Annotated in this window: 18 protein-coding genes and 2 pseudogenes; 16 read left to right on the top strand and 4 right to left on the bottom strand. The window is 73.7% G+C overall.

The window, feature by feature from the left end:
- Positions 1-18 precede the first annotated feature (18 nt).
- The 3 genes from D3105_RS22875 to D3105_RS22865 form a co-directional block, all read right to left on the bottom strand.
- Positions 19-783, bottom strand: a complete 765-nt coding sequence (locus D3105_RS22875; RefSeq protein WP_118904935.1) for an LON peptidase substrate-binding domain-containing protein — start codon at positions 781-783, stop codon at positions 19-21.
- Between the two features lie 5 nt (positions 784-788).
- On the bottom strand, positions 789-1829 hold the full coding sequence (locus D3105_RS22870) for a hypothetical protein (protein WP_118904934.1): 1041 nt from the start codon (positions 1827-1829) through the stop codon (positions 789-791).
- A gap of 264 nt (positions 1830-2093) precedes the next feature.
- Complete coding sequence (locus D3105_RS22865; RefSeq protein WP_118904933.1) at positions 2094-3695, bottom strand: oxidoreductase; 1602 nt, start codon at positions 3693-3695, stop codon at positions 2094-2096.
- Positions 3696-3916: 221 nt separating this feature from the next.
- On the opposite strand from D3105_RS22865, the gene hisD reads away from it, so the two are divergent.
- From hisD to D3105_RS22805, 13 genes are all read left to right on the top strand, one after another.
- The gene (gene hisD / locus D3105_RS22860; RefSeq protein WP_118904932.1) at positions 3917-5239 is read left to right on the top strand and encodes a histidinol dehydrogenase; all 1323 of its coding nucleotides are present in this window, start codon (positions 3917-3919) and stop codon (positions 5237-5239) included.
- Entirely contained in the window at positions 5236-6366 is a 1131-nt protein-coding gene (locus tag D3105_RS22855; RefSeq protein WP_118904931.1) for a histidinol-phosphate transaminase, read from the top strand. Before hisD ends, D3105_RS22855 begins: the two co-directional genes overlap by 4 nt.
- A complete protein-coding gene (gene hisB, locus D3105_RS22850) occupies positions 6363-6959 on the top strand; it encodes an imidazoleglycerol-phosphate dehydratase HisB (RefSeq protein WP_118904930.1) in 597 nt (198 codons plus the stop codon). Before D3105_RS22855 ends, hisB begins: the two co-directional genes overlap by 4 nt.
- Positions 6956-7123: a hypothetical protein gene (locus D3105_RS34675; RefSeq protein ID WP_003969742.1), complete on the top strand. Its 168-nt coding sequence runs from the start codon at positions 6956-6958 to the stop codon at positions 7121-7123. The genes hisB and D3105_RS34675 overlap by 4 nt, the downstream gene beginning before the upstream one ends.
- Before the next feature lie 13 nt (positions 7124-7136).
- Entirely contained in the window at positions 7137-7781 is a 645-nt protein-coding gene (gene hisH / locus D3105_RS22845) for an imidazole glycerol phosphate synthase subunit HisH (protein WP_118904929.1), read from the top strand.
- On the top strand, positions 7781-8506 hold the full coding sequence (gene priA, locus D3105_RS22840; protein ID WP_010064537.1) for a bifunctional 1-(5-phosphoribosyl)-5-((5-phosphoribosylamino)methylideneamino)imidazole-4-carboxamide isomerase/phosphoribosylanthranilate isomerase PriA: 726 nt from the start codon (positions 7781-7783) through the stop codon (positions 8504-8506). Before hisH ends, priA begins: the two co-directional genes overlap by 1 nt.
- Positions 8503-8919, top strand: a complete 417-nt coding sequence (locus tag D3105_RS22835; protein ID WP_118904928.1) for a RidA family protein — start codon at positions 8503-8505, stop codon at positions 8917-8919. The genes priA and D3105_RS22835 overlap by 4 nt, the downstream gene beginning before the upstream one ends.
- Positions 8916-9671 carry an imidazole glycerol phosphate synthase subunit HisF gene (hisF, locus tag D3105_RS22830; protein WP_118904927.1) on the top strand — a complete coding sequence of 252 codons (756 nt, stop codon included), beginning with the start codon at positions 8916-8918 and terminating at the stop codon, positions 9669-9671. The genes D3105_RS22835 and hisF overlap by 4 nt, the downstream gene beginning before the upstream one ends.
- Before the next feature lie 200 nt (positions 9672-9871).
- Positions 9872-10822 carry an alpha/beta hydrolase gene (locus D3105_RS22825; RefSeq protein ID WP_118904926.1) on the top strand — a complete coding sequence of 317 codons (951 nt, stop codon included), beginning with the start codon at positions 9872-9874 and terminating at the stop codon, positions 10820-10822.
- Between the two features lie 133 nt (positions 10823-10955).
- Positions 10956-13823 carry a helix-turn-helix transcriptional regulator gene (locus tag D3105_RS22820; RefSeq protein ID WP_240646997.1) on the top strand — a complete coding sequence of 956 codons (2868 nt, stop codon included), beginning with the start codon at positions 10956-10958 and terminating at the stop codon, positions 13821-13823.
- Positions 13824-14016: 193 nt separating this feature from the next.
- Positions 14017-15318 (top strand): PucR family transcriptional regulator, encoded by a 1302-nt coding sequence (locus tag D3105_RS22815; protein WP_206272850.1) that lies wholly within the window; start codon positions 14017-14019, stop codon positions 15316-15318.
- A 101-nt stretch (positions 15319-15419) separates the two neighbouring features.
- On the top strand, positions 15420-16007 hold the full coding sequence (locus D3105_RS22810) for an ArsR/SmtB family transcription factor (RefSeq protein ID WP_118904923.1): 588 nt from the start codon (positions 15420-15422) through the stop codon (positions 16005-16007).
- Positions 16008-16071: 64 nt separating this feature from the next.
- Positions 16072-17331, top strand: a complete 1260-nt coding sequence (locus D3105_RS22805) for an MFS transporter (RefSeq protein WP_118904922.1) — start codon at positions 16072-16074, stop codon at positions 17329-17331.
- A gap of 72 nt (positions 17332-17403) precedes the next feature.
- Here D3105_RS22805 and D3105_RS22800 read toward each other — a convergent pair.
- Positions 17404-18040: pseudogene (locus tag D3105_RS22800) on the bottom strand (TIGR03085 family metal-binding protein).
- Between the two features lie 85 nt (positions 18041-18125).
- Between D3105_RS22800 and hisI the strand changes: the two are divergent.
- The 3 genes and pseudogenes from hisI to D3105_RS22785 all read left to right on the top strand — a co-directional run.
- Positions 18126-18500, top strand: coding sequence for a phosphoribosyl-AMP cyclohydrolase (gene hisI, locus D3105_RS22795; protein WP_118904936.1), 375 nt, complete (start codon positions 18126-18128; stop codon positions 18498-18500).
- 9 nt (positions 18501-18509) lie between these two features.
- Positions 18510-20003, top strand: coding sequence for an anthranilate synthase component I (locus tag D3105_RS22790; RefSeq protein WP_118904921.1), 1494 nt, complete (start codon positions 18510-18512; stop codon positions 20001-20003).
- Positions 20004-20104: 101 nt separating this feature from the next.
- A pseudogene (locus tag D3105_RS22785) lies at positions 20105-20393 on the top strand (TIGR02234 family membrane protein); the annotation flags it as partial.

The raw sequence follows: 20393 nt of genomic DNA, 5'->3' as shown, positions 1-20393 counted from the left end.
AACGGGGGCCGGTCCTCGTCAGTTGGGGTGGGTGGGGGACCGCGTCAGGTCCGTCGCCGGCAGCGAGGGCAGGTGCCGGATGACCGCCGTCTCCTTGCGCAACAGCGTCAGTTCCTCGCGCAGCCGGGTCGCGGTGTCCGGGGCCTGGAGCAGGCGCTGCTTGGTGGGGACGTCCAGGACCGTGGCCGCCGCGACCAGGTAGGAGATCACGGACGGGTCGTCGGGGAGCTCCGCGCCGGTCGCCAGCGAGCGTTCGCTCGCCCCGGCCAGCCGCTTCTGGTACGAGCGGAAGGCCCGCAGAACGCCCTCCGCCAGGGCTCCGGCCTCGTCGGCCTCGTCCCCGGCGGGCGGCTCCTCGGCCAGGTCCTCGACCTCGGCGGTCAGATACGGGCCGTCCGCCTCGACGGAGAGCAGCCTGACCCGGGTGGTGCCGGTGGCCAGGACCTCGAAGCTGCCGTCGGCGCGCTCGCGGATCGTCGCCGCGTCGGCGACGCAGCCGACCCGGTGGAAGGTCTGGATCGGATCGGGGCCGAAGCCGTCCGACGGGGCGCGCTCGGCGGGCGGGGCCGCCGCGACCGTGTCCGGCATGCCGGTGGCCGTCGGGGCGATCTCGCGGCCGTCGCGGATCGCCACCACGACGAAGCGGCGAGGTTCGTCCTCGTCGCTCTTCAGCAGCTCCCGCATCATGGCGCGATATCGCTCTTCGTAGACGTTGAGCGGCAGCACCAGGCCGGGGAACAGCACCGCGTTGAGCGGGAAAAGGGGAAGGCGGGCGGTGGTCACAACGCTCAAGCGTAATGGCCCCTGGGGCGGCCGTGACCGGCCCGGTCGCGCAGCGGGGTCAGGGAGGCCACCTGGAGGCGTGCGTCGTCCCGCGCGTCCAGGAAGCGGCCGAGCGCGTCCTCGGACACCGACGACCACGGGAACGACGTCGCGTGCAGCCCGATCAGGTTGAACTGGTGCAGCGCCTCCGCCCAGCGGCCCCGGGCGAGCAGGACGTACGCGAGGAGGTTGCGGACCTCGGCCGGCCAGGGGTCGCCGGGCCGGTAGGCGGCGGAGAGCTTGATCGCCAGGTCGGCCGCCGCGTCGATCCGCTCCTCCAGTACGGAGGTGGTCCGGCCCGCCGCCTGGGCGTCCAGGAGCAGCGCGAAGGCCGCCCGGACCGGCAGGGCCTGTACCAGCGAGTCGGGCAGCGCGTCCGCCGCGGCCTGCTCGGCGAAGTCGAAGCACTCGCGGTGCGAGCCGTACCAGGCGGCGGAGAGGTAGCGCAGCGCCGCCACATGGCAGCCGTAGTGGTGCGCGGAGCGCCGTACGGCCTGCTCCCACAGCGACTCGAAGGCGGTGTGCGTGGCGTGGGTACCGCGCGCGTGGTCCAGGGCCAGGCGCCACGGCACGGGGTCACGTGGGTCCGCGTCGGCTGCCGCGGTGATCAGCGGGCCGACCTCACGGAGCCGTTCCGCACGGGCGGGTGACTCCCAGGCCCGGCGGACCGACAGCTCGGCCTTGACCAGCAGCGCGTCCGGATCGCGGGGGGCGGCGGCCAGCCAGTCGACGAGCCAGCCGTCCCGGCTGTGGGCGAACGCGACGAGCCGGCCGAGATAGCGGTCCCGGTTCTCCCAGTCGGCGGCGTCCCGGGTGGTGGCGAGCAGCTTGGCGGCCGGTTCGTGGTCCCCCAGGGCAGCGGCGACCAGCGCGGGAGAGAGCCGCTCGTCGGGGGCGTCGAGCAGCACCGCGTCATCCGCGGACCGTCCGGCGGACAGCGGAGGGCTGTGCCGGATCATGCGCGCGGTACTGAGCAGAGCGCGAAGGAATGCCATGGTGCAGACCATTGAAAAGCGCTGGTGAGGGCCGCGCCAGAGGCGTGCTGTGAAGCTTCTGTGCCGAGTGAATGGGTTGTATCGGGGCCGGTCAAGAAAGGGCAAAGGAAATGCCCGCCGTTGGCTTGATTGCATCCGCCCGGAAGCCTCTTCCGTCCCGGTCGTCATCGGTGCGAGGGCGGCCGGAGTCGGGGGAACTGCCGCCCTCGATCGTGCCGTTACGGCTTCCGGAGCAGTCCCGTACGGCATTCGCCCTCTTCCGGCCCGGCCGCCGGGTCAGCCTCTGCGCAGCATCCGGGAGGCCCCCGCCGCCACCGTGGTGGCCAGAACCCATCCCACCAGCACCAGACCGGCCGCGGCCCACTGCCAGGCGTCCTCCATCCGCCAGTAGCCGTCCTGTCCGAGGTTGATCACCGGGATCAGCAGATCCAGCGCGTAGAGGGCGGGATTCCACTGCGGATGCTCCTCGCCCTTGATCGAGGGCGGGGCGTGCTGCGCGAACGCCGCCGTACCCGCCGCCCACAGCACCGCCATCCACACCGCCGCCCGCCCGGGCCGGTAGCCGTACGCCACCGTCCAGTCCTGGAGGTACCCCCAGGCCTTCGCCGCGGGCGGCAGCGTCTCGCGGCGGCGGCGCTGCTTGGCGAGCAGCACCTCGCGCGCGTCCGCGTCCTCCCCGCAGCTGCGCATCACCGTGGCCAGCCGCTCGTACGGCTCGGGGACGTACTCCGGGGTCGCGGCCTGCACCCACTCCAGCCGCCGGGAGAGCGGGAAGTGGCCGTAGGGGACGAGGTTCTCGTAGACGAAACCGCCCATCGCCAGCCCACCGGGGCCCGGCCAGCTCGTCGACAGGTCGATCAGGGTCACCACCTTCGCGCCGTTCAGCACGACCCGCCCCTCCTCCGGGCGCTCCGCGTTGAACCGCAGCTCCGGAGTCACGATCCGGCGCAGCGACAGCTCCTCCTGCCGGGTCATCATGAACCGGGCCCCGTGCAGGTCCACCGCGTCCCCGAACCGCCCGTCGTCCAGCCGCACCCCGCCCCTGCTCTCGAAGTTCTGCGAGCGGGTGCCGCGCGCCGGGGTCGGGGCGTAGACCACGCCGTACGGCGGAGTGGTGCCCTGGTTCCCCGTGTCGACGCTCACCCACGCCTCGGTCATGTAGAGCGTGCGCTCCACCGTCAGCTGCGGGGCGTTCAGCGCGCGCCGGTCCTCCGCGGCGCGCAGCCGGCTGCCGCGCAGGCTCAGCGAACCGCCCACCTTCGTGCCGCGCAGGCTCAGCTCGCCCAGCGTCTCGATCATCTCGGCCTGGAGGTCCTGCGCGACCGCCATGCCGTCCCCGACGATGGCCCGCCCGTGCCGGTCCGGGCCCACGCTGAGCTGGTTGATCAGCAGGTCCGTGCCGATCTGGGCGTCGGTCAGCCGGATCCCCCGGTCGATCCGGCAGCGCGGCAGATGCAGATCGCCCTCGGTCTGCAGGCGCGCCGCCTCCAGCCGGGGCAGCGCGCAGCCCACCAGCCGCAGCGTCGTGAAGTGGCACTCGGGAAGCACCACCTCCTGCTCGAAACGGCAGCCGGTCAGCTCCACGTACGGAGAGACGCGGCCGCCCGCCAGATCCAGCTTCCCGGTGATCCGCACCCCCCGGAGCTTCAGCGCCGCCACCCGGCCGGGCCTGGCGGGCGGGCCGTCAAGCAGCAGCCGCGCCACCGTGCGCGCGCCGACGCTCCGCTCGGGCCCCCACGTCTGCGGGGCGAACGGGTCGTTGCGGGTCGTGTCGTAACTGCGCAAGTCGTAGGTGGTCCCGTTGCGGAAGGACTGCCACATGCCCAGCTCCGCTGCGCTGAGGCCGTCCGGGATGTCGCCTTCGTGCGGCTCGGTCACGGCCGCTCCCTCCGTGCACACATGCTGTAGCGCTGCCGCCATGCCCTCGGGGGCACACATGCCGTAGAGCCGTTATGCCCCTGTGTGACGCGGTGAAAGCCAGCGGTCAGCAGTGACGGCCGGACATGGCCGAGACACGTATCAGTCAGTGGTGCGGACGACCGGTATCAGCCAGTGATACGGAGGACCGGCCGTCCTGGGCGGTCTGAGAGAATTGCCGTGTGATCTCTCGAATCGACCTGCGCGGCGACGCCCTCCCCGAGGGCGGAGCCCTGCGCGACCTGCTGCCCCGTGCCGAGTTCGACGTGGAAGCCGCCCTGAAGACGGTGCGGCCCATCTGCGAGGACGTACGCCATCGTGGCTCCGCGGCAGTGATCGACTGGGGAGAGAAGCTCGACGGTGTCCGGAACGAGTCGGTCCGGGTGCCCGCCGAGGCCCTGACCCGGGCGCTGGAAGAGCTGGACCCCGCCGTCCGCGCCGCGCTGGAGGAGTCGATCCGCCGCGCCCGCCTCGTCCACCGCGAGCAGCGCCGCACCACGCACACCACCCAGGTCGTCCCCGGCGGCACCGTCACCGAGAAGTGGGTCCCCGTCGAGCGCGTCGGGCTCTACGTCCCCGGCGGCCGCTCGGTCTACCCCTCCTCCGTCGTGATGAACGTCGTCCCGGCCCAGGAGGCGGGCGTCGAGGGCGTCGCCGTCGCATCACCGCCGCAGAAGGACTTCGGCGGCCTCCCGCACCCCACGATCCTGGCCGCCTGCGCCCTGCTCGGCGTGGACGAGGTGTACGCGGCCGGAGGCGCCCAGGCCGTCGCGATGTTCGCGTACGGCACCGAGGACTGCTCCCCGGTCAACCTGGTCACCGGCCCCGGCAACATCTACGTCGCCGCCGCCAAGCGCCTCCTCAAGGGCCGTATCGGCATCGACGCCGAGGCCGGGCCCACCGAGATCGCGATCCTCGCCGACGCCACCGCCGACCCGGTGCACGTCGCCGCCGACCTGATCAGCCAGGCCGAGCACGACCCGATGGCCGCCGCCGTCCTGGTCACCGACTCCGAGGAGCTGGCTGCGGCCACCGAGGCGGAGCTGGTCCCGCAGGTCGCCGCCACCAAGCACATCACCGACCGGATCGAGCCCGCGCTCGCCGGGCGCCAGTCCGCGATCGTCCTCGTCTCCTCGATCGAGGACGGCCTCAAGGTCGTCGACGCGTACGGCGCCGAGCACCTGGAGATCCAGACCGCCGACGCCGCCGCCGTCGCCGACCGGGTCCGCAACGCCGGAGCGATCTTCGTCGGCCCCTGGGCCCCGGTCTCCCTCGGCGACTACTGCGCCGGCTCCAACCACGTCCTGCCCACCGGCGGCTGCGCCTGCCACTCCTCGGGCCTCTCCGTGCAGTCCTTCCTGCGCGGCATCCACATCGTCGACTACACCCGCGACGCGCTCGCCGAGGTCACCCACCATGTCGTGACCCTCGCCGAGGCGGAGGACCTCCCCGCCCACGGCGCCGCCCTCAAGGCACGGTTCGGCTGGAAGGTCCCACAGCAGTGACGAACGGCAGCACCACCCCCCGTAACCCCTGGGACGAGCTCCCCATCCGCGACGAACTGCGCGGCCAGTCCCCGTACGGAGCGCCCCAGCTCGACGTCCCCGTACGCCTCAACACCAACGAGAACCCCTACCCGCTCCCCGAGGCCCTGGTCGAGCGGATCGCCGAGCGGGTCCGCGACGCCGCCCGCGGCCTCAACCGCTACCCCGACCGGGACGCCGTCGAGCTCCGCACCGAGCTGGCCCGCTACCTGTCGCGGACCGCCGGGCACGAGGTGACCGCGGCCCACGTCTGGGCCGCCAACGGCTCCAACGAGGTCCTCCAGCAGCTGCTGCAGACCTTCGGCGGGCCCGGCCGCACCGCGATCGGCTTCGAACCCTCGTACTCCATGCACGCCCTGATCTCCCGGGGCACGGGCACCGGCTGGATCTCCGGGCCGCGCAACGACGACTTCACCATCGACGTGGACGCCGCCCGCGCCGCCATCGCCGAGCACCGGCCCGAGGTCGTCTTCATCACCTCGCCCAACAACCCCACCGGCACCGCCGTCGAGGCCGACACCGTCCTCGCCCTGTACGACGCCGCCCAGGCCGCAGGACCCTCGATCGTCGTCGTCGACGAGGCGTACGGCGAGTTCAGCCACCAGCCCTCGCTGCTCCCGCTGATCGAGGGCCGCCGCAACCTGATCGTCTCCCGGACCATGTCCAAGGCCTTCGGCGCGGCCGGGCTCCGCCTCGGCTACCTCGCCGCCGACCCGGCCGTGGTCGACGCCGTCCAGCTGGTGCGGCTCCCGTACCACCTCTCCTCGGTCACCCAGGCCACCGCGCTCGCCGCGCTGGAGCACACCGATACGCTGCTGGGGTACGTCGCGCAGCTCAAGAGCGAGCGCGACCGGCTGGTGGCCGAGCTGCGCGCCACCGGCTACGAGGTCACCGACTCGGACGCCAACTTCGTCCAGTTCGGCCGCTTCGACGACAGCCACGCCGTCTGGCAGCGGATCCTCGACAAGGGCGTCCTGGTCCGGGACAACGGCGTACCGGGCTGGCTGCGGGTCACCGCGGGCACCCCGGCAGAGAACGACGCGTTCCTCGATGCGGTACGCGAACTCAAGAAGGAGCACGACGCATGAGCCCCCGCGTAGGCCGCGTGGAACGCACCACCAAGGAAACGTCCGTGCTCGTCGAGATCAACCTCGACGGCACCGGAAAGGTCGATGTCGCCACCGGGGTCGGCTTCTACGACCACATGCTCGACCAGCTCGGCCGTCACGGCCTCTTCGACCTCACGGTCAAGACCGAGGGCGACCTGCACATCGACACCCACCACACCATCGAGGACACCGCGCTCGCGCTCGGCGCCGCCTTCAAGCAGGCCCTCGGCGACAAGGTCGGCATCTACCGCTTCGGCAACTGCACCGTCCCGCTGGACGAGTCGCTCGCCCAGGTCACCGTCGACCTCTCCGGCCGCCCGTACCTGATCCACACCGAGCCGGAGAACATGGCCCCGATGATCGGGACCTACGACACGACGATGACCCGCCACATCTTCGAGTCCTTCGTCGCCCAGGCGCAGATCGCCCTGCACATCCACGTCCCGTACGGGCGCAACGCGCACCACATCGTCGAGTGCCAGTTCAAGGCGCTCGCCCGCGCCCTGCGCTACGCCTCCGAGCACGACCCGCGCGCCGCCGGCATCCTGCCCTCCACGAAGGGCGCCCTGTGACCGGCCTCAACACCATTCTGATCGTCGTCGGCCTCTTCCTGGCCGGCGGCGTCTACTCCTTCGCCAAGCAGGGGATGCCCAAGGGCGTCATCGTGCTGCTGTCGATCGGATCCGTGATGTGCCTGGTAGCGGGCATCCTGCGGATCCAGGGCCTGTGGGACTGAGAGCGGGTACGTCATGAGTGAGAACCAGAAGAAGGTCGTCGTCTTCGACTACGGCTTCGGCAACGTCCGGTCCGCCGAGCGGGCCCTCGCCCGGGTCGGCGCGGACGTCGAGATCACCCGCGACTTCGACCGCGCGATGAACGCCGACGGGCTGCTCGTCCCCGGCGTCGGCGCGTTCTCCGCCTGTATGGACGGGCTGAAGCGGGCCCGCGGTGACTGGATCGTCGGCCGCCGGCTGGCCGGCGGCCGCCCCGTCATGGGCATCTGCGTCGGGATGCAGATCCTCTTCGAGCGCGGCATCGAGCACGGCGTGGAGACCGAGGGCCTGGACGAATGGCCCGGCACGGTCGGCCCCCTGAAGGCCGACGTCGTTCCGCACATGGGCTGGAACACCGTGGAGGCCCCCGAGGACTCCCGGCTCTTCGCCGGACTGGATCCCGAGGCCCGGTACTACTTCGTGCACTCCTACGCGGCGCACGACTGGACCCTCGAAGTCACCAACGCCAAGATCCGTGCCCCCAAGGTCACTTGGTCCACGCACGGCGAACGGTTCGTGGCCGCCGTGGAGAACGGCGCGCTGTGGGCCACCCAGTTCCACCCCGAGAAGTCCGGCGATGCCGGCGCCCAGCTGCTGACCAACTGGATCGAGACGCTGTAATGCCGAAGCTTGAACTGCTCCCCGCCGTCGACGTCCGCGACGGCCAGGCCGTCCGCCTCGTCCACGGCGAGTCCGGCTCCGAGACCTCCTACGGCTCCCCGCTGGAGGCCGCCCTCGCCTGGCAGTCCGCCGGCGCCGAGTGGCTGCACCTCGTCGACCTGGACGCCGCCTTCGGCACGGGCGACAACCGCGCCCTGATCGCCGAGGTCGCCGGGGCCATGGACATCAAGGTCGAGCTGTCCGGCGGCATCCGCGACGACGCCTCGCTGGAGGCCGCGCTCGCCACCGGCTGCCGCCGCGTCAACCTCGGCACCGCCGCCCTGGAGACCCCCGAGTGGGTCGCCAAGGTCATCGCCGAGCACGGCGACAAGATCGCCGTCGGCCTCGACGTCCGCGGCACCACCCTGCGCGGCCGCGGCTGGACCCGCGACGGCGGGGACCTCTACGAGACCCTCGCCCGCCTCGACGCCGAGGGCTGCGCCCGCTACGTCGTCACCGACATCGCCAAGGACGGCACCCTGGAAGGCCCCAACCTGGGCCTCCTGCGCGACGTCTGCGCGGTCACCGACCGCCCGGTCGTCGCTTCCGGCGGCGTCTCGTCGCTGGACGACCTCCGCGCGATCTCCCTCCTCGTCCCCGAAGGCGTCGAGGGCGCGATCGTCGGCAAGGCGCTGTACGCCAAGGCGTTCACGCTGGAAGAGGCGCTCAAGGCGGTCGCCGCATGACGGACGCCGCCGCCCCGGCCACGGGCGTGCGCCGAATCTCCACCGGCGCGCCCTGGGAGGAGAAGTTCGGCTACTCCCGCGCGGTCGAACTCCCGGGCGGGCTCGTCCTGGTGGCCGGCTGCACCTCCGTGGTCAACGGCCAGATCGCCGCGGGCTCCCCGTACGAGCAGGCCGTCACCTCTTTCGACGTCGCGTTCGCGGCGCTGGAGCAGGTGGGCCTGGGACGCGAGGACGTCGTCCGCACCCGGATGTACATCACGCACGCCCGGGACGTGGACGAGGTCGGCCGCGCCCACAAGGAGCTGTTCGACGCCGTGCGCCCCGCCGCCTCGATGATCATCGTATCCGGTTTCGTGGATCCGAGCCTGGTCGTCGAGGTCGAGGTCGAGGCCTACCGAGGAGGCACGAAGTGACACTTGCCGTACGGGTCATCCCCTGCCTCGACGTCGACAACGGCCGGGTCGTCAAGGGCGTCAACTTCCAGAACCTCCGCGACGCGGGCGACCCCGTCGAGATGGCCAAGCTGTACGACGCCGAGGGTGCCGACGAGCTGACCTTCCTCGACATCACCGCCTCCAGCGGCGACCGCGAGACGACGTACGACGTGGTCCGCCGCACCGCCGAGCAGGTCTTCATCCCGCTCACCGTCGGCGGTGGCGTCCGCACCCCGGAGGACGTCGACAAGCTGCTGCGCGCCGGAGCGGACAAGGTCGGCGTCAACACCGCCGCCATCGCCCGCCCCGACCTCATCCGCGAGATCGCCGAACGCTTCGGACGCCAGGTCCTGGTGCTCTCGGTCGACGCCCGCCGCACTCCGGAGGGCACGTTCGAGGTCACCACGCACGGCGGCCGCAAGGGCACCGGCATCGACGCCGTCGAGTGGGCCCACCGGGCCGCCGAGCTGGGCGCGGGCGAGATCCTGCTCAACTCGATGGACGCCGACGGCACCAAGGACGGCTACGACACCGAGATGATCGAGGCGGTCCGGAAGCACGTCACCGTGCCCGTCATCGCCTCCGGCGGCGCGGGCCGGCTCGGCGACTTCGCCCCGGCGATCGGGGCGGGGGCCGACGCGGTGCTCGCCGCGTCCGTCTTCCACTTCGGCGACCTGCGGATCTCCGAGGTCAAGGGCGCGCTGCGGGACGCGGGCCACCCGGTCCGCTGAACCCGTACGCAGTGCGAGGCGGTATCACCGGTCTGCCGAGACCGGTGATACCGCCGATGCGTACCCCCGGGACACAGGGTGAGAGTGGCGACCGCCGGCGAACGACGCCGGCGGCCGCGCGGGGTTCCGAAAGCCTCTGGACGACGGGCTCACGGGTCTCGCGTGGTGTGGTTCCCCGCCACCTCCGAGAGGATCCCCCCGTGCAGCAGCACCTCCCCTCCGGCACCATCCCCCCGCGCTCTTCCCGCCCGAGCCGCTCCGGTACGTTCACGGGCCGCTCCCGTACGCTGACGGGTCTGGTGACCGCCGGCGCTGCCACCGCCGGTCTCCTGATGACCGCCCTGGTCCCCGGAGCCCAGGCGGCCGACAACCCCTACGAGCGCGGCCCGGCCCCCACCAACGCCTCCATCGAGGCGAGCCGGGGTTCGTACGCCACCTCCCAGACCTCCGTCTCCTCGCTCGCCGTGAGCGGATTCGGCGGTGGCACCATCCACTACCCGACGTCCACCGCGGACGGTACCTTCGGCGCGGTCGTCATCTCGCCCGGCTTCACCGCGTACGAGTCCTCGATCGCCTGGCTGGGACCGCGCCTGGCCTCCCAGGGCTTCGTCGTCTTCACCATCGACACCAACACCACGCTCGACCAGCCCGACAGCCGGGGCCGCCAACTCCTCGCGGCCCTGGACTACCTGACCCAGCGCAGCTCGGTCCGGGCACGGGTCGACGCCGGGCGCCTCGGTGTGATGGGTCACTCGATGGGCGGCGGTGGCTCCCTGGAAGCCGCCAAGAGCCGCACATCGCTGAAGGCGGCGATTCCGCTGACCGGCTGGAACACCGACAAGACCTGGCCCGAACTGCGCACGCCCACCCTCGTGGTGGGGGCGGACGGGGACAGCGTCGCCCCGGTCGCCACACACTCCGAACCGTTCTACGAGTCGCTGCCCGGCTCCCTGGACAAGGCGTACCTGGAGCTGCGCGGCGCCTCGCACTTCACGCCGAACACCTCCAACACGACGATCGCCAAGTACAGCATCTCCTGGCTGAAGCGATTCATCGACAATGACACCCGCTACGAGCAGTTCCTCTGCCCGCTCCCGCGGCCGAGCCTGACCATCGCGGAGTACCGGGGCACCTGCCCGCACACGGCGTAGACCCGACGTCCGGACCCTGCCGCGCTGTGCTCCGGCACAGCGCGGCAGGGCTTCGGATGGGAGCCCGCACCGCACCGGGCGGGACGCGGACGCGACGCTTCCTCCCTGGCCTACGGATACGTACCGTGCCGGTGTGACCCCATCGACGACCGTGCGCAGTCCGCTCCGGCTGTACGGCCGGGACGATGAACTCGCCACCCTGGAAAAGCTGTTGGCGCTGTTGCGGCGAGGTGACGGGAGTGCGCTGGTGCTGGCGGCGCCGCCCGGCCTCGGCCGTACGGCGCTGCTGCGCGCGGCAGCCGAGGCCCACCGCGACCGTGGCTCCGTGTTGTACGCCACGGCCGCCCCCGCCGAACGTGCCGTGCCCTGCAGCGGCTTGGGCGCCCTGCTCGGTGTGGGGCCGGCCGGGGCTTCGCCGGGCGCTCCACCCACCGGCGTCACGCCCGACGCCCTGGCCGGCCGGCTGCGGGAGTTCGCCGCTCGCGGGCCGCTGCTGGTCTGCGTCGACGACGCGCACGCCTGGGACGCGGCGTCGCGGGCCGCCCTCGCCTTCGCGGCCCGCGGGCCGGGTGCGGGCAGCCGGATCGCCTTCCTCCTCTCGGCCGCGGACGGCACCGCCTTCGCCGGACTGCCCACGCTGCATCTCGCGCCCTTGGACGAAGGGGCCGCCTCGGCGCTCCTGGACCGGCTGGCCGCCGGCACGGAAGGGCTCGACCCGGTCGTGCGCGCCGAACTCCTCCGCGAGGCGGGCGGAAACCCGCGCCTGCTGGCCGGGCTCACCGGCTGCCTCACCCCGGACCAGCTCGCCGGACGCACTCCGCTGCCCTGGCCCCTGCCCGGCGGCGAAGCGGTGCTGGCCGCCCACGCCGAACGCCTCGACGACCTCCCGGACCGGACCCGCACCCTGCTCCTGCTCGCCGCCGCGGCCCAGGAGCACGAGCCGGAAGGCGCTGGGGCCGACGCGCTGCTCCTGCTGCGCGCGGGCACCCGCATCGGACTGCCCCGGGCCTTCCTGGACCGGGCCCTGTTCGACGGCACCGGGTTCGGTGGCCTGCTCCAACGGGCCGGCAGCCGCGTTCACTTCGCCCACCGTCTCGCCGCCCGTGCTGTGCTCCACCACGCCCCCTGGGCCCGTCGCAGAGCCGCCCACGAACTGCTCGCCACCCTGTTGGCGGAGACCGGCGACCGGGGCGCGGTGGACGATTCGCGGGCCCGGGACGTGCCGGGCTTCCCGGAGGCCCGCACGGCGCGAACCACCGCACTCCCGCTCGCGGCCCTCGTCCAGCGGGCCTGCGCCGCTTCCGGTCCGGACGCAGCGCTGGCCGCCGGGCTCGAAGCGGCCGCCGTCGCCCCCTCCTCGCACGCCGCCCGCGCCGCCGCACTGGCCCGTGCCGCCCTGCTCTCCACCGGGCCGGCCCTGCGCGCAGCCCGGTTCGCCGCGGCGGCCGAGCAGGCACGGCTGGCGGGCAACCCACCCCTGGCCCGGGCCCTGCTGGCCAGAACCGGGCCCCGCTCGGCCGACGCCGCTCCCGCGGATCCTGCGACCACCCCTGGCGTCGCCGTCACCGACCCGACGCCGGGGCTCGCCCCGTACGTCGACGGCATGCTGGCCCTCCGCTCCGGGCCCGTGGCCGACGCCCACGAGGTCCTGCTGGCCGCGGCCGCGCTCCTCGCGCCGCACGATCACCGCCGGGCGCTCGACGCCCTTCTCGGCGCGGCCGAGGCGGCTTGGGCGGCAGGGGACGCTCTCGGCTACCTCGACGCCATGAAGCGTCTCGCCCGCACCCCGGCGGACGAGACCCTGGACCACTACCGGGCCGGCATGAGCGCCGTGCTCGAAGGCCGCACCGCCGAAGGGCACGCCCGCCTCCGCCGTTGCCTCGCCCCCGGCGGGGACCCCGGCGACCCGGCCGCGCTGCTCCGGGCCGGCGTCGCGGCCCTGGTCCTCGGCGACATCGCCGTCGCGTGCCGCGCGGGCGCCCGCGCGCTCGCCGCCGTACGGACCAGGGGTCCCGACACGCTGCTGCCCCAGGCGCTCGAGCACCTCGCCTACGCCGAACTGCGGGCCGGGCGGCACGCCGGTGCGCGGGCTCATGCCCTGGAGGGCCTGCATGCAGCCCGGCGCACGGGGCAGCCCAACAGCTCCGCCCATCTGCATGCCGTGCTCGCCCTCGCCGCGTCGGTGGAAGGGCCTGCCGAGGTGTGCGACGCACACGGGGACGCCGCGATGGCCGAGGCGGGCCCGCACGGGCTGGTCCAGGCTGTCACCCTCGCCACCTGGGCCCGGGCCCGGGCGGGCCTGGCCGCCGGGCGGCCGGGCGAGGCGGCCGCCCGGCTGGCCCCCCTGATCAAGGCCGGGCCGGGGCGCGGCCACTTCGCCACCCGGACGCTCGCCGTGCCCTGCTGGGTCGAGGCCGCCGTGCTGGACGGACGGCTTCCCGAGGAGTCCCGTGCACTCCACGCCGCCGTCGACGAGTTCGCCTTCTGGGCCGCCCGGGCAGCCGACCCGGGCGCCCCCGCCCAGCTGGCCCGCTGCCGGGCCCTCCTCGCCCCCGCCGACGAGGCCGATGCCCGCTACTCCGAGGCCCTGGCCCGCCACGAAGAGGCCGGCGGCGACTTCGAGCGGGCCCGTACCCATCTGCTGTACGGGCAGTGGCTGCGCCGCCGTCGGCGTACCCGCGAGGCCCGCCGCCCGCTGCGCGACGCCCTGGTCGGCTTCCAGCGCTGCTCGGCCCGCGCCTGGGCGGAGAGGGCGGCCGGGGAGCTACGGGCGGCGGGGGAGCCGGCCGGAGCCCGGACCGACCTGGCGGGCGACCCGTTGGCGGCGCTCACCCCCCAGCAGCAGCGCATCGCCCGCTGCGTCGCCGAGGGGGCGACCAACCGCGAAGTGGCGCTGCGGCTCTCGCTCAGTCCCCGCACGGTCGACCATCACCTCCGTAACGTCTTCGCCGCCCTCTCCATCCGCTCCCGCACCGAGCTGGCCCGGCTGCTGAGCCCCTGACCTCCCTCATGGCCGTTCCACGGCCGGGAGGTTGCGAGACCGTGATGACGAGTTCGGCGCAGACCTCTAGGTACCGACTGGGCGGTATGTCATTCTGCGGGCGTCAGGATCGTCTCGCCGCGCTCGCGCCCGCCCGGGCCGGTGCGCCGGGCCCGCCGCTCGCGCGGCGGGCCGATTCCCGGTGGAGGCCGCCATGCCACAGGTCGTACGTTCGCGGATCGGGGCGCTGCACGGCCCCTCCCCGGTACCGCCGTTGCCGCACCGCTTCCGGTCCCTGGCCGACCGCGAGTCCGTCGAGGTGCTGCACCGGGCAGCCCGGGTCCTCGTCGCGTCGCTGCCCGCGCTCACCGACCGGCTCGTCGAGGCCCTGCACGCCCAGGAGCCCGCCTACCGGGCGGCGATCGACTCCGACCGGGCCGAGGTCTGGCAGGAGGTCCACCACTCCCTGCGGCACAACGTCGGCTCCCTGATCCAGCCCCGTGAGTTCCGGGAGTCGGCGCACCGCACCTCCCGCTGGATCGGCGAGATCCGCGCCGAGCAGGGCGTGCCGCTCGATGCCGTCCTGCACGCTTTCCGGATGGGCGGCGCGATGGTCTGGCAGGACCTCGTGGACGAGACCGCCCGGCGCGACCCCGACGACATCCGGCTGCTCGTCCATGTCGCCGCCGATGTGTGGAACTTCGTGGACGAGCACTGCGGGGTCGTCGCGGACGCCTACCGGCAGGCCGAGCGGCGGCTGTCCTGGCGCCGCGAGAACCGCCAGCGGCTGATGGTCGCCGCCCTGCTCGACGGGACCGCCCGGATCGCGGACCTGGCCGAAGCGGCGGAGATGCTGGGGCTGCCGGAGCAGGGGCGGTACGCGGTGCTCGCGGTGGCCGCCGGCCCGCGCGAGCCGGGGTCCGGAGCCGGGCCCGGGGCCGTCGCCCGCCCGCCGGTGGAGCTGCCCGCAGGTGCCCCGGGAGCCACCGCGCTCTGGCACCCGGGCCCGGACGCCGAGTTCGCGATCCTGCCGCTGACGGGCCCGCCCGGCGAGCTGAGCGAGCTGGCCGCCGCGCTGGACGTACCGGCCGGGACCCGGGCCGGGATCGGCTCCGCCGTCGAGGGCCTGGCCGCCCTGGGCGACGCCCGGCGGCTGGCGGAGACCGCGCTGCGGGCCTGCCCGGCCTCCGGCGGGACCGTCCTGCTCGACGAGCACCTCCCGGACGCCCTGGTCGTGTCGTCCCCGGCGCTCGCCGGCGCGCTCGCCGACCGGGTGCTGGGCCCGCTGGACCGGCTGGACCCCGCCGACCGCGACGTCATCGTGGAGACCCTCACCGCCTGGCTGGACGCGGACGGCTCGGCGCAGCGGGCGGGCGCCCGGCTCTACTGCCACCGCAACACCGTCCTCAACCGCCTCCGCCGCTTCGAACAGCTCACCGGCCGGTGCCTCACCCGCCCCCGGGACGCGGTCGAGGTCTCGCTCGCCCTGGCGGCACGGCGGCTGCTGGGCACCTGAGACACCCCGGCCGTCCGACACCGCCCGACGCCCGAAAACTCCGCAACAAATATTGTGCAATTCTTCTTGCGCAACATTTCCTGCGTATCTATGGTCATGTCATGCCCAGTGAAGAGCGACGCCGCATCTCCGACCTCGACACCCTCAAGGCGATCGGCCACCCCCTGCGCCTGAAGCTCTACCGCGCCCTGCACATCAAGCGCACGGCCACCGCCTCCCAGCTCGCCGAACAGGTCGACGAGGCGGTCTCCCTCGTCAGCTACCACCTGCGCAAGCTCGCCGACCACGGACTGATCGAACCGGCCGAGGGCCAGGGCACCGACGGCCGGGAACGCTGGTGGCAGCCGTCCTCCCGAGGGCTGACCTTCAGCGACGCGGACTTCGACGACGCGCCGGACAGGGCCGCCGTCTATGCCGCCGCCAACCGCATGTCCTTCGACCAGCACGTCGAGCTCTACCGCGCCCACCAGGGCGCACGGCACACCTGGGACGCGGAGTGGCGCAGCGCCTCCTGGAGCTCGGAGAACCTCCTCAGGCTCACCGCCGCGGAGCTGGCCGCCCTCAGCCAGGAGATGGGCGCGCTGATCGACCGTTACGAGGAAGCGGGCCGCGCCCGCGACGACGCGGGCGACACGGAGGGCCGGGAAAGCGTCGCCCTGCACACGTACGGGTTCCCCTTCCGCCCCTGAGACCTGCGCCCTGCGCCCCCTGAGACCTGAGCCCCGCGCCGCTGCCTCCGGAAGGACCCGACCCGTGACCGTCACCGCTGCCGTGGAAGCCCCCGAACGCCCCGCGCACCGCGACCCGAACGTCCTGCGCTGGCTCGGCGCGTACACCGCGTCGATGATCGGCGACAGCGTCTACTTCATGGCCCTCGCCTGGGCCGCCGCCCGTACCGGCAGCGCCTCCGGCACCGGCCTCGTCCTCGCCGCGGGATCGATACCCCGGGCGCTCCTCATGCTCGGCGGGGGAGTGCTCGCCGACCGGCTCGGGCCCCGCCGCGTCGTCATCGGCAGCGACGCCGCCCGCGCCGTTCTGGTCCTCGTCCTCGCCGCGATCCTGGTCCTCACCGCGCCCACCGTGGGCGTCCTGGTGGTCGTCGCCCTGCTCTTCGGCGCGGTCGACGCCCTGTTCCTGCCCGCCGTCGGGGCGCTGCCGCCCCGGATCAGCTCCCCGGGCCAGCTCGCCCGGATCCAGGGCCTGCGCGCCCTGGCCGCGCGCGGCTCCTCGATCATCGGCGCGCCGATGGGCGGGGTCGCCGTGGCGACCGGCGGGCCCTCGCTCGCCTTCGCCGCCGCCGGAGTGCTCTTCGCCCTGTCCCTGCCGCTGCTCCTGAGCCTGCGGATCAGACCCCTGCCCGGGCCGGACACCTCCGGCGAGGCGGCGGCCGCCGAGAAGGCCCCCAACGCCTGGCACGACCTCGTCGGCGGGCTCCGGTACATCCGCCGCCACTCCCTGCTCGGCCCTCTGATGCTCGTCATAGCCCTCAGCGAGCTCGGCTTCGTCGGGCCGCTCAACCTCGGTCTGATCCTGCTCTCCGAGCAGCGCGGCTGGGGCGCCTCCGGCATGGGCTGGATCGTCGCCGGATTCGCCGCCGGAGCGGCCGGGTCCGCCCTCGTCCTCGCCGTCCGGGGCCGGGTGCCGCGCGCCGGACTCGTGATGTGTCTGATGGCGCTCGTCGGCGCCATCGGCCTCGCCGCCCTGGCCCAGGTCCCCACGGTGGCCCTCGCCGCCGCGGTCGCCGCGTTCGTCGGCCTCACGGCCGGTCTGGCCGGCGCGCTGTGCGGTGCCCTCGTCCAGACCGCCGCCGACCCGGCGTACCTGGGCCGGGTCACGTCCGTGTCGACGTTCTTCACCTACGCCATCGCCCCGCTGAGCTACCCCGTCACCGGGGCCGCCGTCGCCCTCTGGGGCACCGGGCCGGTCTTCGCGGTCAGCGCGGCCGTGTGCGCGGCCGGCGGCGCGATGGGCCTCGCCCTCACCGCACTCCGCCGCGCCGAACTGCCCCGCTGACCCGGAGACCGCCCGACCGGGGGCGGCGGTCCCGGCAGAACCCCCGCCGGACCACCGACCCCGCCACGCGGACTACATCCCCAGCTCGGCCTTCCGCAGCCGCTCCACCGCCGCCTCGTCGCCCTCCACCCGCACGTCCGCCGAGTCCTGCCGGCCGAACGCGTACAGCAGCAGCTGCTCGGCCGGCTCCCCGGTCACCGTCACCACCGGGGGTGCCCTTGTGGGCCACCGCCGTCCGGCCGTCCGGGCGGCGCAGCACCAGCCCCACGGGGGACCTGCGGCCCAGCAGCCGGGAGGTCTTCTCGGTGTGGGACCAGAGCACATCGGCGAAGACCGGGTCCAGCTCGCGGCGCGACCAGTCGGGCTGGGCCCGCCGGACATCCTCCGCGTGGACGAAGAACTCGACCGTGTTGGCCGCCTCGTCGATCTGCTTCAGGGCCATCGGGGAGAACCGGGGCGGGCCGGTACGGATCAGCTGGATCAGTTCCTCGTACGGCTTCGCCGCGAACTCCGCCTGCACCCGCTCCAGCCGGGCCTTCAGCGCACTCACCAGCAGCCCGCCCGCCGCGTCCGCGCGGCGTTCGCGGACCACCACATGGGCGGCCAGGTCGCGGGTCTTCCAGCCGTCGCACAGGGTCAGGGCCTCGGGACCGGCCGCTTCCAACAGATCGGCGAGCAGAAGACGTTCACGCTTCGCATGGGTCGACATGCCCGCCAGCGTACGACCGTCACCCCGGGTCCGCCCAGTGGACGTCCGGCCGGGAAGCGCCCGGAACCACGGCACAATGGGCCCCATGACCAGCACGCCCGACGCGACCCCGCCCGCCGGCAACCTCGACCCCGCCATCGCCGCCCGCCTCAAGCGCGGCGCCGACGGCCTGGTCCCGGCCATCGCCCAGCAGTACGACACCGGTGAGGTGCTGATGCTCGGCTGGATGGACGACGAGGCGCTGCACCGCACCCTCACGACGGGCCGCTGCACCTACTGGTCGCGCAGCCGCCAGGAGTACTGGGTCAAGGGCGACACCTCGGGTCACGTCCAGCACGTGAAGTCCGTCGCCCTGGACTGCGACGCCGACACCGTCCTCGTCAAGGTCGACCAGACCGGCGCTGCCTGCCACACGGGCGACCGCACCTGCTTCGACGCCGACGTCCTCCTCGACAGCTAAGGTCCGGCCATGGATCTCGACACCTTCCGCAAGCTGGCCGTCGACCGGCGCGTCGTCCCCGTCAGCCGCCGCCTCCTCGCGGACGGCGACACCCCGGTCGGCCTGTACCGCAAGCTCGCCGCCGAACGCCCCGGCACCTTCCTGCTGGAGTCCGCCGAGAACGGCCGCACCTGGTCGCGCTACTCCTTCATCGGCGTCCGCAGCGACGCCACCCTCACCACCCGCGACGGCGAGGCCCACTGGCTGGGCACCCCGCCCGTCGGCGTCCCCGTGGCCGGCGACCCGCTGGACGCGCTGCGGGCCACCGTCGAGACCCTGCACACCCCGCGCGACCTGGTCGTGGACGAGGGCCTCCCGCCGTTCACCGGCGGCATGGTCGGCTACCTCGGCTACGACATCGTGCGCCGCCTGGAGAAGATCGGCGAGCACGGCGGCGACGACCTGAAGCTGCCCGAGCTCACCATGCTCCTCACCTCGGACCTCGCCGTCCTCGACCACCAGAACGGCACCGTCCTGCTGATCGCCAACGCGATCAACCACAACGACCTCGCCAGCGGCGTCGACGAGGCCCACGCGGACGCCGTCGCCCGCCTCGACGCGATGGAGCGCGACCTGCGCCGCCCGGTCGAGAACGCCCCCGCCGTCCTGCCCCCGTCCGAGCTGCCCCCGTACACCGCACTGTGGGGCGGCGAGGCCTACCAGGACGCCGTGGACGACATCAAGGAGCGGATCCGGGCGGGCGAGGCCTTCCAGGTCGTCCCCTCCCAGCGCTTCGAGACGCCCTGCACCGCGAGCGCCCTGGACGTCTACAGGGTCCTGCGGGCCACCAACCCGTCCCCGTACATGTACCTCTTCCGCTTCGACGGGTTCGACGTCGTCGGCTCCAGCCCCGAGGCCCTCGTCAAGGTCGAGGACGGCCGGGCCATGGTCCACCCGATCGCCGGGACCCGGCACCGCGGCACCACCCCGCAGGAGGACCAGGCGCTCGCCGAGGAACTGCTCGCCGACCCCAAGGAGCGCGCCGAGCACCTGATGCTCGTCGATCTCGGCCGCAACGACCTGGGCCGGGTCTGCGAACCGGGCAGCGTCGAGGTCGTCGACTTCATGTCCATCGAGCGCTACTCCCACGTGATGCACATCGTCTCCACCGTCACCGGCCGCGTCACCGAGGACCGCACCGCCTTCGACGTCCTCACCGCCTGCTTCCCCGCGGGCACCCTCTCCGGAGCCCCCAAGCCCCGCGCCATGCAGATCATCGAGGAGCTGGAGCCGAGCCGCCGCGGACTGTACGGGGGCTGCGTCGGCTACCTCGACTTCGCCGGGGACTCCGACACCGCCATCGCCATCCGGACCGCGCTCCTTCGCGACGGCACCGCGTACGTGCAGGCCGGGGCGGGCGTCGTCGCCGACTCCGACCCGGTCGCCGAGGACACCGAATGCCGCAACAAGGCGGCGGCCGTGCTCCGCGCCGTCCATACGGCCAACCGGCTCCACGGCCGCTGAACCGCTGACGGCCGACCGGCTCCACGGGCGTCGGGGCGGTAGGGGATAGTGGAGGGCGTGAGTGCTGTTCCCGTACCCCAGCCCCGTGCCCGCACCGCCGCGTACGCGGCGCGGGCCGCCGGATCGTCGCCGCGCTCCTGGCCCTCAGCGGCCTCGGCGCCACCCTCAGCGCCTGGGCCGGCGCCTCCGACAGCACGGCCCTCGACGAGGAGGCGGCCAGGACCACCGGTGACGCGGCGGCCACCATCCACGCCCTCAGTCACACCGCCTGGCCCTATGTCACCGCCGCCGGCGGCCTGCTGATCCTGCTTGCGGGTCTCCTCGCCCTGCGCTACGGCAGCCGCTGGCCCGCCATGTCCGGGAAGTACGAGCGCGACGGCACCCCCCGCC

It is taken from the genome of Streptomyces globisporus, from assembly GCF_003501885.1.
GTDB classification, from domain to species: domain Bacteria; phylum Actinomycetota; class Actinomycetes; order Streptomycetales; family Streptomycetaceae; genus Streptomyces; species Streptomyces globisporus_D.
The sequence above is the reverse complement of the archived record's forward strand: the minus strand, read 5'-3'. Positions and strand labels throughout refer to the sequence as shown.

Bases quoted from the DNA above. Each gene is read 5' to 3' on its own strand.
- D3105_RS22870 (WP_118904934.1), bottom strand. From the start codon at position 1,829: ATGGTCTGCACCATGGCATTCCTTCGCGCTCTGCTCAGTACCGCGCGC.
- hisB (WP_118904930.1), top strand. From the start codon at position 6,363: ATGAGCCCCCGCGTAGGCCGCGTGGAACGCACCACCAAGGAAACGTCC.
- hisH (WP_118904929.1), top strand. From the start codon at position 7,137: ATGAGTGAGAACCAGAAGAAGGTCGTCGTCTTCGACTACGGCTTCGGC.
- priA (WP_010064537.1), top strand. From the start codon at position 7,781: ATGCCGAAGCTTGAACTGCTCCCCGCCGTCGACGTCCGCGACGGCCAG.
- D3105_RS22835 (WP_118904928.1), top strand. From the start codon at position 8,503: ATGACGGACGCCGCCGCCCCGGCCACGGGCGTGCGCCGAATCTCCACC.
- D3105_RS22815 (WP_206272850.1), top strand. From the start codon at position 14,017: ATGCCACAGGTCGTACGTTCGCGGATCGGGGCGCTGCACGGCCCCTCC.
- D3105_RS22810 (WP_118904923.1), top strand. From the start codon at position 15,420: ATGCCCAGTGAAGAGCGACGCCGCATCTCCGACCTCGACACCCTCAAG.
- hisI (WP_118904936.1), top strand. From the start codon at position 18,126: ATGACCAGCACGCCCGACGCGACCCCGCCCGCCGGCAACCTCGACCCC.
- D3105_RS22790 (WP_118904921.1), top strand. From the start codon at position 18,510: ATGGATCTCGACACCTTCCGCAAGCTGGCCGTCGACCGGCGCGTCGTC.